The following is a 14,440-nucleotide window of genomic DNA, read 5'->3' on the forward strand; positions in this document are numbered from 1 at the left end:
AAAGCTGCAAGGCAGGATTGGCGGGTTCAGCGCAGGATCGTCAGGTCCTTGGGAAAGCTGGTCAGCGACCGGCAGCCATCCTCTGTCACCAGCACGTCATCCTCGATGCGCACGCCGAAGGCGCCGATCTGGTAGAGGCCGGGTTCGTTGGTCCAGACCATGCCTGCCTGCATCACCTGGGCATTGCCGCGCATGATGTACGGCGCCTCGTGCACGTCGCGGCCCAGGCCATGGCCGGTCTTGGTGCGGATCCGGTCGGCATAGGGCGACGCCTCGAGCACCGAGATCACCGCGTCGTCGATGTCATGCGCGGTGACACCGGGCCTTGTGGCGGCGAAACCGGCGAGGTTGGCGCGCAGCACCGTGTCGTAGACGGCCTGCGCCTCGTCACTGGCATGGTCGAGGAAGACCGTGCGGGTGATGTCGGCGCAAAAGCCGCCCTTGCGCCCGCCAAAATCCAGCAACAACGCGTCGCCTGCCCGCACGGCATAGTCGGCGCGGGCATGGGCATGGGGGCGGGCCGAGTTGTCGGCGGCCGCGACGATGGGGGAGAAGGCGTGTTCTTCAGCCCCTTCGGTGAAGAGCGACAGCGTCAGGATCTGCTCGATCTCCTTCTCGGTCTGGCCGATGCGCACCTGGTCAAGGGTGCGGGCCAGCGCGCGTTCGGACAGCCGGATCGCCTCTTCCATCGCTGCAACCTCGTCCGGGGTCTTGAGAAGGCGCAGGCCCGCGATCTGCCGCTCGCCATCGACGACGCGCAGGCCGGGCCAGGCGGTGGTCATCGCGTGGTGAATGAAGACGCGCATCACCTGTCCCTCGACCGCGACAGAGCTCAGCGGCATGTGGCGGGCCAGTGCGGCGAAGGCATCAGCATAACCGGTCTGGTCGCGCCAGTCGAAAACCTCGCCCTCGAAATTCAGCAGGTCGAACGAGCGCAATTCGAGGTTGGGTACCAGCGCCGCCGGCATTCCCTCGGCCGGGATCAGCACGACAAGCGGGCGTTCGTTGACGTGAAAGGCCTGATGGAACAGCCGGGTGAAATTTGGTCCCGGCACCAATGCGACGGCATCGACGCCAAGGTCGCGGGCAATCTGGCGGTGCTCGGAATAACGGTCGGTCATCGGTGGGTCCTCCAGACGTGCGCGTGATTGGGCGCAAGGTGATCCGGGACGCGGCAAAGCGCAAGGTCGCCCGTGCTGACCCAGGGTAAGGGGCGCGGCACGGCTGACAGATCGGGCTTGCCTAACGGGATTTGAGGCCTAAGCTGCGGCGTCATTGTGGTGCGACCTCAACGCGCCCGACGAAGTTCAACAGAGAGGACAACTCAATGAAACTCAGAAACACCCTACTTGCCGCGTCGGCCGTCATGGCGATGCTGGCAGGCGGCGTGCAGGCCAAGACGCTGGTCTATTGCTCGGAAGGCTCGCCCGAGGGATTCGACCCGGCGCCCTACACCGCCGGGACCACCTTTGATGCCAGCTCGCGCACGATCTACAGCCGTCTGGTGGAATTCGCCCCCGGCACGACAAACCTCGTACCCGGTCTTGCCGAAAGCTGGACGATCTCGGACGACGGGCTGGAATACACCTTCAAGCTGCGTCCGGGCGTCAAGTTCCAGACGACCGATTACTTCACACCCACGCGTGACCTGAACGCCGACGACGTGATCTTCTCGTTCGACCGTCAGGGCAACAAGGACAACCCGTTCAACCAGTACGTTCCGGGCGTGTCTTATGAGTACTACACCGGCATGGGCCTCGATTCGATGATCAAGTCGATCGAGAAGGTCGACGACCTGACGGTGAAGTTCACGCTGAACGCGCCGAACGCGCCGTTCCTTGCTGACCTCGGCATGGATTTCGCCTCGATCGTATCGAAGGAATATGCCGACAAGCTGATGGCCGAAGGCAAGGCCGCCGACTTCAACAACCAGCCGATCGGCACCGGTCCGTTCCAGTTCGTGGCCTACCAGAAAGATGCTGTCATCCGCTACAAGGCAAACCCCGATTACTTCGGGACCAAGCCGCATATCGATGACCTCGTCTTCGCCATCACCACCGATGCGGCCGTGCGTGCGCAGAAGCTTCGCGCGAACGAGTGCCAGATCATGCCCTATCCGGCCCCGGCCGATATCGACGGGCTGAAGGCCGATCCGAACCTGACGATGATGGAACAGCCGGGCCTGAACGTCGCCTACCTCGCCTACAACACGCAAGTTGCACCGTTCGACGACGTGCGCGTGCGCAAGGCGCTGAACATGGCGATCAACAAGCAGGCGATCATCGACGCTGTGTTCCAGGGCACTGGCATCGTGGCGAAAAACCCGATCCCGCCGACCATGTGGTCGTACAACGACGCGATCAAGGATGATCCCTACGATCCGGAAGCTGCCAAGCAGATGCTGGCTGATGCCGGTGTGACCGACCTGCACATGAAAATCTGGGCGATGCCGGTGCAGCGTCCGTACATGCCCAACGCGCGCCGCACGGCCGAGTTGATGCAGGCCGACCTCGCCAAGATCGGCGTGACCGCTGACATCGTCTCGTACGAGTGGGGCGAGTACCTCAAGAAGTCGACCGACGTGAACCGTGACGGTGCCGTCATCCTTGGCTGGACCGGCGACAACGGTGACCCGGACAACTTCATGAACGTGCTGCTGAGCTGCAACGGCATTGGCGGTTCGAACCGGGCGCAGTGGTGCGACAAGGACTTCCAGGCACTGCTGGACAAGGCTGCCGCGACCTCTGACGTTGCCGAGCGCACCAAGCTCTACGAGCAGGCGCAGGTCATCTTCAAAGAGCAGGCGCCGTGGCTGACGATCGACCATTCGACCGTCTTCATGCCGATGTCGAACAAGGTTACCGGTTACGTCATGAGCCCGCTGGGCAGCCATGACTTCTCGAACGTCGACATCACCGAGTGATCGCTGACCTCCTCTGACAAGGCGGGCGCGCGGGGAAGAACCCGCGCGCCCGTGGATGCAAGCGCATGATCAAGTTTATCCTCGGCCGGCTGTCCTACCTGATTCCGACCTTTATCGGAATCACCATCGTGGCCTTCGGCTTTGTCCGCATCCTGCCGGGTGACCCGGTTCTGCTGATGGCGGGCGAACGTGGCATGACGCCCGAGCATTACGCCGACATGATGCAGCGGCTGGGCTTTGACCGGCCGATCTGGCAGCAATACCTTGAATACCTATGGAAGCTTCTGCACGGCAATTTTGGCGATTCCATCGTCACCAAGCAGCCGGTGCTGAGCGATTTCCTCACCCTGTTTCCCGCCACGCTTGAACTGGCCTTCTGCGCCATCATCATCGCCGTGGTGATCGGCGTTCCGGTGGGCGTGCTGGCCGCGCTGAAACGTGGTTCGTGGTTCGATCAGACGACCATGACGGCCGCGCTGGTTGGCTACTCGATGCCGATTTTCTGGTGGGGTCTGCTTCTCATCATCTTCTTCTCGGGCATCCTTGGTTGGACGCCCGTCTCGGGGCGCATATCGCTGCTTTACTACTTTCCCACGCCGACCGGTTTCATGCTGATCGACAGTTTGTTGTCGGGGCAGAAGGGGGCCTTTGCTTCGGCCGCCTCGCACCTTGTGCTGCCGTCGATCGTGCTGGCGACGATCCCGCTGGCCGTCATCGCGCGGCAGACACGCTCGGCCATGCTCGAAGTTCTGGGCGAGGATTACGTGCGCACGGCGCGCGCCAAGGGCCTGAGTCCGCGCCGCGTGGTGGGCGTGCATGCCCTGCGCAACGCGATGATCCCGGTGATCACCACGATCGGCCTTCAGGTGGGTGTGCTGATGGCCGGTGCGATCCTGACCGAGACCATTTTTTCATGGCCGGGCATCGGCAAATGGATGGTCGACTCGATCTCGCGCCGCGACTACCCGGTGGTGCAAAGCGGCCTTCTGCTGATCGCCGGCATCGTGATGATCGTGAACCTCGTGGTCGATCTGCTTTATGGCCTGATCAACCCGCGCATCCGGCACAGCTGAGGAGGGTCCGATGGCAGACGCAACCGCGACCAATACACCCGCCCCCGGCACCCGCCGCCAGATGCTGGCCGAGTTCTGGTTCTATTTCCGTGAGAACCGCGGCGCCGTCTATGGCATGTGGTTCTTCATAGCGCTGGTGATCATGGCGATCCTCGCGCCGCTTCTGGCGCCGCACGACCCGATCATCCAGGACCGCAGCGCGTTGCTGGTGCCGCCTTTCTGGGAGGATGGCGGGACGACGAATTACCTTCTGGGCACCGACGCGGTGGGCCGGGACATCCTGTCGCGGCTGATCTTCGGCGCGCGCTATTCCCTTTTCATCGGCATTGTCGTCGTGACCATTTCGCTGGTCGGCGGGATCGTGATCGGGCTGGTCGCGGGGTTCTTCGGCGGCTGGATAGACATGGTCATCATGCGGGTGATGGACGTGATCCTGGCCTTCCCGTCGCTGCTGCTGGCGCTGGTGCTGGTTGCTGTGCTGGGGCCCGGGCTGACCAACGCGATGATCGCCATCGCCATCGTCAGTCAGCCACATTTCGCCCGCCTGACGCGCGCCGCCGTGCTGGGCGAGAAGAATCGTGAATACGTGATGGCCGCGCGGGTGGCGGGGGCGGGCAAGATGCGGCTGATGTTCCGCACGATCCTGCCCAACTGCCTTGCGCCGCTGATCGTGCAGGCGACGCTCAGCTTCTCTGGCGCCATCCTTGATGCCGCCGCGCTGGGCTTTCTCGGCATGGGTGCGCAGCCGCCGACGCCCGAATGGGGCACGATGCTGGCCGAGGCGCGCGAGTTCATCCTGCGGGCGTGGTGGGTGGTGACGCTGCCGGGCCTGGCGATTCTGGTGACGGTGCTGGCGATCAACCTGATGGGTGACGGGCTGCGCGACGCGCTCGACCCCAAGCTGAAGAGGAGCTGAGATGGCCCCGATTCTGGAAATCCGCAACCTGACCGTCAGTTTCGACACGGCCGCCGGCCCGTTCAAGGCCGTCGCTGGCATCGATATTTCCGTCTCGCCGCGCGAGGTGCTGGCGATCGTCGGTGAAAGCGGCTCGGGCAAGTCGGTGGCGATGCTGGCCGTCATGGGCCTGCTGCCGCCAACAGCGGTCGTGACTGCGGACGTGATGCGCTTTGACGGGCAGGACATGCTGCCGATGTCCGAGCGCGAGCGCCGGCGGATCATTGGGCGCGAGATCACGATGATCTTTCAGGAACCGATGGCGAGCCTCAATCCCTGCTACACGGTCGGGTTCCAGATCGAGGAAGTGCTGCGCGGAATCCTCGGCATGTCGGCGCGCGATGCCCGCAAGCGCGCGGTCGAACTCTTCGAGGCTGTGGGCATTCCCGAACCGGCCGAACGACTGGGCAGTTTTCCGCACCAGATGTCGGGCGGGCAATGTCAGCGGGTGATGATCGCCATTGCGATTGCCTGCAATCCCAAGCTCTTGATCGCGGACGAGCCCACCACTGCCCTCGACGTGACGATCCAGAAACAGATCCTCGACCTGTTGATGGACCTTCAGGAAAAGCACGGGATGGCGCTCATCATCATCACCCACGACATGGGTGTGGTGGCCGAAACGGCCGACCGCGTGGTGGTGCAATACCAAGGCAAGAAGATGGAAGAGGCCGATGTGCTGACGCTCTTCGAGACGCCGAAGAACCCATACACCCGCGCGTTGCTATCGGCGTTGCCGGAACATGCCACCGGCGGGCGACTGTCGACCGTGACTGATTTCATGGCGGCCCATCAGGGTGAGGACGCGTGATGGCCGCAGACACCTCACCCGAAATCGTCATCGAGGGCCGCGCGATTACGCGCGATTACGTCATGCGCGCGGGGCTGTTCGGCACACCGCGCGTTGTTCACGCGGTCAACGGCGTCGACTTTGCCGTCGAACGGGGCAAGACGCTGGCGATCGTGGGCGAGTCGGGATGTGGCAAGTCGACGCTGGCACGGATCATCACCCTGATCGACCCGGCGACCAATGGCACCCTGCTGATCGAAGGGCAGCCCGTCGACATTGCGCGCCAGCCGATGACCAAGGCCCTGCGCGCCACAGTGCAGATCGTGTTCCAGAACCCCTATGGCTCGCTCAATCCACGCCAGAAGGTGGGCGACGTGCTTATGGAACCGCTGCAGCTTAACACCGACACGCCCGCCTCGGAACGGCGCGAGCGCGCGATGGCGATGTTGCAGAAGGTCGGGCTGATGCCCGAGCATTTCAATCGCTACCCGCACATGTTCTCGGGCGGGCAGCGCCAGCGCATCGCGATTGCCCGCGCGCTGATGCTGAACCCGCGCCTGCTGGTGCTGGACGAACCCGTTTCGGCGTTGGACCTGTCGGTACAGGCGCAGGTGCTGAACCTGCTCAGCGACCTGCAGGAAGAATTCGACCTAACCTACGTCTTCATCAGCCATGACTTGTCGGTGGTGCGTTACCTCGCCGATGACGTCATGGTCATGCTCAAGGGCGAAGTGGTGGAGCGCGGCAGCCGTGACGTGGTGTTCGGCGATCCGCAGCACGAGTATACGCGCAAGCTGTTCGCGGCGACGCCGGTGACAGATGTCGAGGCGATCCGCGCCCGCGTTGCACGCCGCGCACAACTTCTTCAAACGCAATCCGGCCCCGCCACCTGAGGGCGACGGGGCCGGCTTTGGTTCATTCCCGCAGGGAAGCCTAGCGGCGCTGACTGCCGTCAGCTTCCTTGCTGATCCGTTCGTCTTCCTTAAGTTCCAGCCACATCGCGTTCATCACAGCGAAGACCGCTGCCAGCGGTAGGCCGAGAAGCCAAGCGAAATACCACATCGGTTCGGTCCTTTCCTAGTAAAGCGAATTGCTGCTGTCGGCGATGTCCTTGGGCGTGACCTTGCCCCAGAGCACCCTGTAGACCCAAGCCGTGTAGGCCAGGATGATCGGCATGAAGACCACCGTCACGACCAGCATGATGAACAGCGTCAGATGTGACGAGGACGAGGTCCAGACCGAGAGCGACGAGGTGGGGTTGGTCGAGGAGGGCAGGATGAAGGGGAACATCGTCAGCCCGACACTCGCGATCATGCCGAAGATCGCCATCTTCGAATAAAGCAGCGTCGACACTTCGCGCCCGGCCCGCAGCCCGAGGAAGGCAAGGATCGTGCCCATGACGCCCATCACCGGCGCGATCACGATCCATGGCCGGTCGGTATAGGCGGTCAGCCAGCTGCCGCCTTTGGCCACTTCGTGCAGTAGCGGGTTAGAGGGGCCGTCGGTCGGCACCGTGCCCACGAAGTGATACCCATCGATCCCGTAGGCCAACCACAGCCCCGCCAGCAGGTAGGCCGCCAGCGCCAGCAGGGCCGCGATGCTGCCAAAGACGCGCCCGCGCTCGGCCACCGGGCCGGTTGCCTTCAGCGACAGCCATGCGCCGCCATGCATCACCAGCAATGAAACCGAGGCGACGCCGGTCAGCAGTGCGAAGGGGTTCAGCAGGCCGAAGAACTTGGCCGCCGTGCCGCCCTCGTAAACCGACAGCAGGTCATCGGTCAGGTGAAACGGCACGCCCTGCAGGACGTTGCCCACCGCCACGCCAAAGATCAGCGCTGGCACGAAGCCACCGACAAATAGCGCCCAGTCCCAGCTGCTGCGCCATGTCTCGCTGTCGCGCTTGGAGCGGTACTTGAACCCCACGGGCCGCAGGATCAGCGCGGCGAGCACCGCGAACATGGCCAGGTAAAAGCCCGAGAAACTGACCGCATAAAGTGTCGGCCACGCGGCAAAGATCGCCCCGCCGCCGAGGATCAACCAGACCTGGTTACCTTCCCAGACTGGTCCGACGGTGTTGATCGCGATGCGGCGTTCAGTATCGGTGCGGGCGACGAAGGGCAGCAGGGCGCCGACGCCAAGGTCGAACCCGTCGGTCAGCGCAAAGCCGATCAACAGGACGCCCAGAAGCACCCACCAGATGACGCGCAGCACGTCGTAAGAGATAAGCTCATGCAGGATCATTGTTGTTACTCCGCGGGTGTGGCGATGGCACTGGCGCGGCCGCGCCCACCGGTCAGGCGGTTGCGGTGGATGTCGTCCCAGCGGTCCGTTTCGTCGACGTCCATGTAGGGGCCTTTACGGATGTATTTCAGCATCAGGCCCATCTCGACTATGAAGAGAACGGTATAGAGCAGCACAAAACCCACCAGCGTCAGCGCGACATCGGTGATCGACAGTGCGCTGACCGACAGCGCAGTCGGCAAGATGCCGTCCACTGTCCACGGTTGGCGACCGAACTCTGCAACGAACCAGCCCAGTTCCGCGGCAATCCACGGCGCGGGGATCATCCAGACGGCAAGGTGCAGCGCCGGACGTGGGAACCGCATGCCGCGAAAGCTTGCCATGTAGAAGAAGTAGGCCATCGTGGCGATGAAGCCAAAGCCGAGTGCCACCATCAGGCGGAAGGCCCAGAACAGCGGCCAGACCGTGGGCACGGTATCGTTGGCGGCCTGCACGATCTGCGCATCGGTCGCCTGCCGTGGGTCATCGACGTATTTCTTCAGCAGGAACGCAAAGCCGAGGTCGCTGGAATGTTCGTTGAACGTATTCGTCACCGACGGGTCCACCTGCCCCTTGGCCTCGCGGATCTTCATCAAGGCGTCATAGGCGATGATGCCCGACCGGATGCGCCCCTGATTTTCCTGTGTCAGTTGATTGATGCCGGGGATCACCCCCGTCAGCGATCGGGTGCCGATCAGCCCCATCACGCCGGGGATCTTGATGGCGTAATGCGTCTCTCGCGCCTGCTGGTCGGGAATGCCGAAGAGGGTGAAGGGCGCGGGCGCCTGCTCGGTCTCCCACATCGCCTCGATCGCGGCGATCTTCATCTTCTGGTTTTCCGAGGCCGTGTAGCCCGATTCGTCCCCCAGCAGCACGACCGACAGAGCCGAGGCCAGGCCAAAGGCCGCCGCGACGGTGATCGACCGCCGGGCCAATTCGATATGCCGTCCCTTCAGAAGGTACCACGCAGACACGCCCAGCACGAAAACCGCCGCCGTGACGTAGCCGGCCGAAACGGTGTGCACGAATTTTGCCTGCGCGACGGGGTTGAACAGCACGTCGAAGAAGCTGGTCATCTCCATCCGCATCGTCATCGGGTTGAAGGCCGCGCCGACCGGGTTCTGCATCCAGCCGTTGGCGATCAGGATCCACAGCGCCGAGAAGTTCGACCCGATGGCGACCAGCCACGCCACCACAAGGTGCTGCACCTTGCTCAGCTTGTCCCAGCCGAAGAAGAAAAGGCCCACGAACGTGGCCTCGAGGAAGAAGGCCATCAGCCCTTCGATGGCCAGCGGTGCACCGAAGATATCGCCAACGTAGTGGCTGTAATAGCTCCAGTTCATGCCGAACTGGAACTCCATGGTCAGGCCGGTGGCGACGCCGAGCACGAAGTTGATGCCGAACAGCGTGCCCCAGAACTTGGTCATTTGCCGCCAGACTGGGCGGTTGGTCATGACATAGACCGTCTCCATGATCGCGACGAGGATCGACAGACCCAGCGTCAGCGGCACGAAGAGGAAGTGATACATGGCTGTCATGGCGAATTGCAGCCGCGACAGCTCGACGATTCCGAGTTCAAACATCAGGTACTCCTGTCAACGCCAACCGGAACGAACCAGACGGCGAAATATGCCGCCTTCGTTATGGTTCTCAGGATAGGCACGCGTTGATCTGGATCAACAATTCCGTGCGGTAAATACAGCTTTCAAGACAACGTGACGCACCGATCGGCCCAGTCACGCTCCAGCGGGCGATGGGCAGCTACCGCGATTGCCGTGCGTGGCAGCTCCGCGCGCAGATTGGCCAGCAGCCGGCTGGCGGTTTCGGCGTCGATCCCCTCGGTCGGTTCGTCCAGCAACAGGACCTCGGGGCGGCGAAGCAGAACGCGGGCGATGGCCAGCCGTCGCGCCTCGCCACCCGAAAGGCCGGCACCACGATCGGCAAGGCGCAAGTCCAGCCCGCCGCGACCTGCAACAGCTGGCCATAGCATCACCTGCTCCAGCGCCGCTTGCATCGTCGCATCGTCGGCATCAGGCGCGGCAAGGGCGAGGTTCTCGCGCAGGCTGCCGCCAACAAGGGCGGCGCGCTGCGGCAAAAGGCCCAGATGGGTGCGCAAGGCAGACTCTGGCCAGTTGTCGAGCGGTGCGCCTGCCAGTGTGATCGTGCCAGCATCGGGCGTGATCAGGCCCGCCGCAAGCGCGAGTATCGTGCTCTTGCCCGCGCCGCTGGGCCCCGTGAGTGCAACGGTTTCGCCGGGGTGCAAAGTCAGGCTGAACCCCTCTACCACCGCGCGCGTCGCGCCGGCGCGGCAATAGGCCAAACCCTGGATTTCCAGCCCCTGCGCGGCGTCGGCGGCAGGGCGGGCCATGGCGGGCGCAGTCGGGACCGGGCGCAGATCGGGCGCGACGCGGCGCGCGGCATCGGCCATGCGGCCGACCTCGGCCACCGCACGGCGCAACGGCATCAGCGTTTCGGCCAGCCCGAGGGCCGCGAAAGGACCAATGGCAGCCGTCGCTGCACTGATCTGGCCCGCGCGCAGCGCATCCAGTCCCAGCGCCAGCGCACCGCCGACCGCGGCAAGACTGGTTAGCGACAGGGCCAGCCCCGCGCCGCGCTCGATCCGGTCGATGCGGAGCCGGAGGGCGCGCCGCCGCTGGTCTGCCGCCATCGCGTGGGCCTCTTGCGTGCTCAGCCGTCCGGCCACGGCCAGATCATCACGCGCACGGATAAGGTCCACAGTGCGGGCGCGCAGCGCCTGGCCTGCCCGCTCGGCCAGCCGGGCAGGTGTTGCGGCTGCACGGATGCCAAGGGCCAGTACCGCCACCCCGCCCATGAGGTGGACCGCCAGTAGCCACAGCGCAACGGCCGGCGTGGCCAGCCACGCCAGGAGCAGCGCTGCCACTGCCTGTGTCAGAACGGCAGCCCCCAGCGGAAGCACCAGACGCAGCGTGATGCCATCCAGCGCGTCGACATCTGCCGTCAGCCGGTTCAGCGCCAGCGCACCGCGCAACCGCTCCAGCCGCGAGAACGGCGCGGCGGCAAGGTGTTGCAGCAGCCGCACCCGCAGCCCTGCCAGCACCCGCAGCGTGGCATCGTGGGTAAATACACGCTCGCCATAGCGGGCAGTGGTACGGCCGAAGGCCAGGAGCCGCACCATTGCGCCGGGGCGAAATACGTCAAAGGTCGCGCCTGTGCCCGCCAGCCCGGCTGCCGCCGCCGCAAGGATGAACCAGCCTGACAGTCCCAAGAGCCCGACCCCCGCCAGCAGTGTCACCACGCTCAGCACCGCGCCGCGTGTCAGGCCCGTTCGCTCACCGCGCGCAACGTGGAGGAAAACGGAAAGGAGCGCCCGCATCACGCCGCTTCCCCGACGGCAAGCGTCTTGTCCATGCGGGCGATCAGGCGAGGGTCATGCGTCGCCACGATCAGCGTCGCGCCGCGCGCCGCTTGCGCCATAAGGCCGTCAATCACCGCGGCGGCCGTGACGTCATCAAGGTCGGCGGTGGGTTCATCGGCAAGGATCAGGTCAGGCCCGGCATGCAGGGCCCGGGCCAGTGCCATACGCCGCGCCTCGCCCCCCGAAAGTCCCGCACCCGCCTCGCCCAGTCTTGTGGCCAGACCGCGCGGCATAGCCGCCACCACGGCCGTGCCTGCCGCGGCCTCCAGCGCCGCATCGATATCGCCGTCGCGGCCCAATGTCAGGTTTGCACGCAGGCTGGCATCGAGAAACCACGGGCCTTGCGGCATCCATCCGATCCGCGCCCGCCAGGCATCGGCGGTTGCATCGCCAAGTGCGCGGCCTGCCACCTCGATCCGGCCGCTTTCGGGTGCCGCCAGCCCGGCGATCAGCCGCAGCAGCGTTGTCTTTCCCGCGCCGCTGGGCCCGGTCACGGCAAGGCTTTCGCCCGGAGCCACGGTAACATCGGGATAGGTGATGCGCCGCATGCCCGTCTGAACCACGACCCCCTGCAAGCGCAGGGTGGCGGGGCCGGGCAAGGGCGCGGTGGCCTGACCCTGGCCCAGGATCGGCCGGTTTGGCCCCTGCTCAAGTTCGGCCAGCTCCTCGGCCACGGCCTCGGCTGCGGCCTTGTCATGCCACGCCGCGGACAGATCGCGCAGCGGCAGGTAGAAATCGGGTGCAAGAAGCAACACCCAAAGCGCCCCGAAAGCCGAGATTGAGTGACCCCAACTTCCCCATCCCAGCGCGCCCAGCAGGGCGAAACCGCACCAGACGGCCACCATCGCCACGCCGATGGCGGCAAAGAACTCCAGCACCGCGGAAGAGAGAAAGGCAATGCGCAAGACCTCCATCGTGCGGACGCGCAGGCTGTCCGACCGGTCTCGTAGCCCCGCGACCAGCCTGCCGGTCGCCGCCATCAGACGCATGTCAGGGAGTGCCGAAAGCCTGTCGACCAACATGTCGTTGAGGCTGGCAATCTCGGTCATCTGGCGCTGGCTTGCCTCCTTCGCGGCCATGCCCACAAGGGCTTGAAAGACCGGGATCAGCGGCCCACTGACCAGCAGCACCAGCCCCACCGCCCATGATTGCGCGAAACTGATCAGCAAGATCACCGGCGTCACCACCATCACCCGTGCCCGGGCCGGCGCGTAGCGGGTCAGATAGGGCGTCAGCAGGTCGATCTTTTCGGCCACGAGAGCCGCGATGGCGCCGGGGCCGGCCGGAGCCGTGCCGCCGCGCCGCGCTTCGCGGGCCACCAGATGCGCCCGCGCTGTGGCCGCCACGGTATCGGCCACGAGGTAAAGCCGCCCCTCTGCCAGATAACTCAAGATCGCGCGCAGCGCCCCGAAGCCGACGAAAGCCGCGACAGTTGGCAACGCGGCAGGTGGATGACCGTGCAGCGCGGCTGCCAGGGCCTGCGCCAGCACCGCGGCCTGCGGCAGCCACAAAAGCGCGGCCAGCGCAGTCAGCCAGCCGGCAGTTCGCAAGGCGCGGTCGCTACCCGCGGTCAGGCGGGCGAGGGGCCGGGCGATCGGCGGGGGAGGGGCAGGAGGTGACACGCGAAACCGAGGCCTTGAACCAGACTTGATGCGGCAGATAGGGCGCGCGGCGCTGCCGGCGACTTGATACGGATCAAACCCTGAAACGGCGCGAGGGTCTATCGCTGGTGAACCTGCTGCACACGAATGGGAGGAGCGGGCAAAGAAGGGGACGAAGCGAATGCGGCTGACGATGAGGACCAACCTGGCGATGCGCGCGCTGATGCACTGCGCCGTGCAGGCGCCGGAAATGCTGCGCACTGCCGACGTGGCCCGCGCCTGCAACGCCTCTTTCCACCATCTTGCCGCGGTCGTTCACGGGTTGGAGGCGGCGGGGTTTCTCAACACTGCGCGGGGGCGCAAGGGTGGCATCGCGCTGGCCCGTCCCGCGGCGGAGATCTCTGTCGGGCAGGTGTTTCGCATCTTCGAGGCCGAGGTGCCCTTTGCCGAATGCCTTGATCCCGCGCACAATACCTGTCCGCTGATCGCCGTCTGCCGCCTGCAGGGTGTGCTGTGCCGGGCGCTGGACGCCTTCTATGCCGAGCTTGACCGTGTCACGTTGCAGGACCTCGTCGACGGCAATACCGGGCTGGCGAGGCTCTTCGCAGCCTGAGGCCCGATACGGCAGAAGACCTTTACAAGCCCCGTCGCGGGCGCGATGACGGGGCAAGGGCGGCAGCACGGCCGCAGACCGCGTTGGAGGGCTGGCGATGACATTTGACCGTTCCATCAAGATCGCGCCGTCGATCCTGTCGGCCGATTTCGCGGCCTTCGGGGCCGAGTGCGAAGCGATCGAGGCGCAGGGCGCCGACTGGGTCCATGTCGACGTGATGGATGGCCATTTCGTGCCCAACATCACCTTCGGCCCGGCGATGTGCGCGGCGATCCGGCCCCATATCAAGGGCGTGATGGACGTGCACCTGATGATCAGCCCGGTCGACGCCTATATCGAGGCCTTCGCCAAGGCGGGCGCCGACATCATCTCGGTTCATCCCGAGGCGGGGCCGCATACCCACCGCACGTTGCAGGCGATCCGTGCCGCCGGCGCGCGGCCGGGGCTGGCGATCAATCCCGGCACCGGGCTGGCCGATGTCGAGTACATGCTGGACCTTGTCGATCTGGTCTGCGTGATGACGGTCAACCCGGGCTTTGGCGGGCAGAAGTTCATCCATTCGCAGGTCGCCAAGGTGGCGGCCCTGCGCAAGATGATCGGCGACAGGCCCGTCCACATCGAGATCGACGGCGGCGTGACGCCTGAGACCGCGCCGATGGTCGCGGCGGCGGGGGCCGACGTGCTGGTCGCGGGGTCGGCGGTGTTCAAGGGGGGATCGGTCGCCGATCCCGCACCCTACGGGGCCAACATCCGCGCGATCCGAACGGCGGCCCACCGCGCACAGGTCGCCGCCTGAGGCGGCGCCGGG

The 14,440-nt window shown here is 65.2% G+C and carries 13 protein-coding genes; 7 read left to right on the plus strand and 6 right to left on the minus strand.

Annotated features, from left to right (window positions below):
* Nucleotides 1-26: 26 nt before the first annotated feature.
* On the minus strand, nucleotides 27-1,121 hold the full coding sequence (locus tag GC146_RS09925; protein WP_291837571.1) for a Xaa-Pro peptidase family protein: 1,095 nt from the start codon (nucleotides 1,119-1,121) through the stop codon (nucleotides 27-29).
* A 206-nt stretch (nucleotides 1,122-1,327) separates the two neighbouring features.
* Here GC146_RS09925 and GC146_RS09930 point away from each other — a divergent pair, with 206 nt between their 5' ends.
* The 5 genes from GC146_RS09930 (at nucleotide 1,328) to GC146_RS09950 (ending at nucleotide 6,634) form a co-directional block, all read left to right on the plus strand.
* Complete coding sequence (locus tag GC146_RS09930) at nucleotides 1,328-2,923, plus strand: ABC transporter substrate-binding protein (RefSeq protein WP_291837574.1); 1,596 nt, start codon at nucleotides 1,328-1,330, stop codon at nucleotides 2,921-2,923.
* A 65-nt stretch (nucleotides 2,924-2,988) separates the two neighbouring features.
* On the plus strand, nucleotides 2,989-3,996 hold the full coding sequence (locus GC146_RS09935; protein WP_291837577.1) for an ABC transporter permease subunit: 1,008 nt from the start codon (nucleotides 2,989-2,991) through the stop codon (nucleotides 3,994-3,996).
* Between the two features lie 10 nt (nucleotides 3,997-4,006).
* Nucleotides 4,007-4,912: an ABC transporter permease subunit gene (locus GC146_RS09940; RefSeq protein ID WP_291837580.1), complete on the plus strand. Its 906-nt coding sequence runs from the start codon at nucleotides 4,007-4,009 to the stop codon at nucleotides 4,910-4,912.
* A 1-nt stretch (nucleotide 4,913) separates the two neighbouring features.
* On the plus strand, nucleotides 4,914-5,762 hold the full coding sequence (locus tag GC146_RS09945; RefSeq protein WP_291837583.1) for an ABC transporter ATP-binding protein: 849 nt from the start codon (nucleotides 4,914-4,916) through the stop codon (nucleotides 5,760-5,762).
* Nucleotides 5,762-6,634: a dipeptide ABC transporter ATP-binding protein gene (locus GC146_RS09950; protein ID WP_291837586.1), complete on the plus strand. Its 873-nt coding sequence runs from the start codon at nucleotides 5,762-5,764 to the stop codon at nucleotides 6,632-6,634. The genes GC146_RS09945 and GC146_RS09950 overlap by 1 nt, the downstream gene beginning before the upstream one ends.
* A gap of 40 nt (nucleotides 6,635-6,674) precedes the next feature.
* On the opposite strand, the gene cydX is transcribed toward GC146_RS09950, so the two are convergent.
* From cydX to cydD, 5 genes are all read right to left on the minus strand, one after another.
* Nucleotides 6,675-6,803, minus strand: a complete 129-nt coding sequence (gene cydX / locus GC146_RS09955) for a cytochrome bd-I oxidase subunit CydX (RefSeq protein ID WP_291837589.1) — start codon at nucleotides 6,801-6,803, stop codon at nucleotides 6,675-6,677.
* Between the two features lie 15 nt (nucleotides 6,804-6,818).
* Nucleotides 6,819-7,982 carry a cytochrome d ubiquinol oxidase subunit II gene (cydB, locus tag GC146_RS09960; RefSeq protein ID WP_291837592.1) on the minus strand — a complete coding sequence of 388 codons (1,164 nt, stop codon included), beginning with the start codon at nucleotides 7,980-7,982 and terminating at the stop codon, nucleotides 6,819-6,821.
* A gap of 5 nt (nucleotides 7,983-7,987) precedes the next feature.
* Nucleotides 7,988-9,604, minus strand: coding sequence for a cytochrome ubiquinol oxidase subunit I (locus GC146_RS09965; RefSeq protein WP_291837595.1), 1,617 nt, complete (start codon nucleotides 9,602-9,604; stop codon nucleotides 7,988-7,990).
* A gap of 122 nt (nucleotides 9,605-9,726) precedes the next feature.
* Nucleotides 9,727-11,376, minus strand: coding sequence for a thiol reductant ABC exporter subunit CydC (gene cydC / locus GC146_RS09970; RefSeq protein WP_291837598.1), 1,650 nt, complete (start codon nucleotides 11,374-11,376; stop codon nucleotides 9,727-9,729).
* Nucleotides 11,376-13,040, minus strand: coding sequence for a thiol reductant ABC exporter subunit CydD (gene cydD, locus GC146_RS09975; protein ID WP_291837601.1), 1,665 nt, complete (start codon nucleotides 13,038-13,040; stop codon nucleotides 11,376-11,378). The genes cydC and cydD overlap by 1 nt, the downstream gene beginning before the upstream one ends.
* A 160-nt stretch (nucleotides 13,041-13,200) precedes the next feature.
* Between cydD and GC146_RS09980 the strand changes: the two genes are divergently transcribed.
* Nucleotides 13,201-13,632, plus strand: a complete 432-nt coding sequence (locus GC146_RS09980; RefSeq protein ID WP_291837604.1) for an Rrf2 family transcriptional regulator — start codon at nucleotides 13,201-13,203, stop codon at nucleotides 13,630-13,632.
* Nucleotides 13,633-13,729: 97 nt separating this feature from the next.
* Nucleotides 13,730-14,428 (plus strand): ribulose-phosphate 3-epimerase, encoded by a 699-nt coding sequence (gene rpe / locus GC146_RS09985; protein WP_291837607.1) that lies wholly within the window; start codon nucleotides 13,730-13,732, stop codon nucleotides 14,426-14,428.
* Nucleotides 14,429-14,440: the final 12 nt, after the last annotated feature.

Source organism: Limimaricola sp., from assembly GCF_016125575.1.
Taxonomy (GTDB): domain Bacteria; phylum Pseudomonadota; class Alphaproteobacteria; order Rhodobacterales; family Rhodobacteraceae; genus WGLM01.

Coding starts and splice junctions, on each gene's coding strand:
- GC146_RS09925 (WP_291837571.1), bottom strand. CDS start 1,121: ATGACCGACCGTTATTCCGAGCACCGCCAGATTGCCCGCGACCTTGGC.
- GC146_RS09930 (WP_291837574.1), top strand. CDS start 1,328: ATGAAACTCAGAAACACCCTACTTGCCGCGTCGGCCGTCATGGCGATG.
- GC146_RS09935 (WP_291837577.1), top strand. CDS start 2,989: ATGATCAAGTTTATCCTCGGCCGGCTGTCCTACCTGATTCCGACCTTT.
- GC146_RS09940 (WP_291837580.1), top strand. CDS start 4,007: ATGGCAGACGCAACCGCGACCAATACACCCGCCCCCGGCACCCGCCGC.
- GC146_RS09945 (WP_291837583.1), top strand. CDS start 4,914: ATGGCCCCGATTCTGGAAATCCGCAACCTGACCGTCAGTTTCGACACG.
- GC146_RS09950 (WP_291837586.1), top strand. CDS start 5,762: ATGGCCGCAGACACCTCACCCGAAATCGTCATCGAGGGCCGCGCGATT.
- cydX (WP_291837589.1), bottom strand. CDS start 6,803: ATGTGGTATTTCGCTTGGCTTCTCGGCCTACCGCTGGCAGCGGTCTTC.
- cydB (WP_291837592.1), bottom strand. CDS start 7,982: ATGATCCTGCATGAGCTTATCTCTTACGACGTGCTGCGCGTCATCTGG.
- GC146_RS09965 (WP_291837595.1), bottom strand. CDS start 9,604: ATGTTTGAACTCGGAATCGTCGAGCTGTCGCGGCTGCAATTCGCCATG.
- cydC (WP_291837598.1), bottom strand. CDS start 11,376: ATGCGGGCGCTCCTTTCCGTTTTCCTCCACGTTGCGCGCGGTGAGCGA.
- GC146_RS09980 (WP_291837604.1), top strand. CDS start 13,201: ATGCGGCTGACGATGAGGACCAACCTGGCGATGCGCGCGCTGATGCAC.
- rpe (WP_291837607.1), top strand. CDS start 13,730: ATGACATTTGACCGTTCCATCAAGATCGCGCCGTCGATCCTGTCGGCC.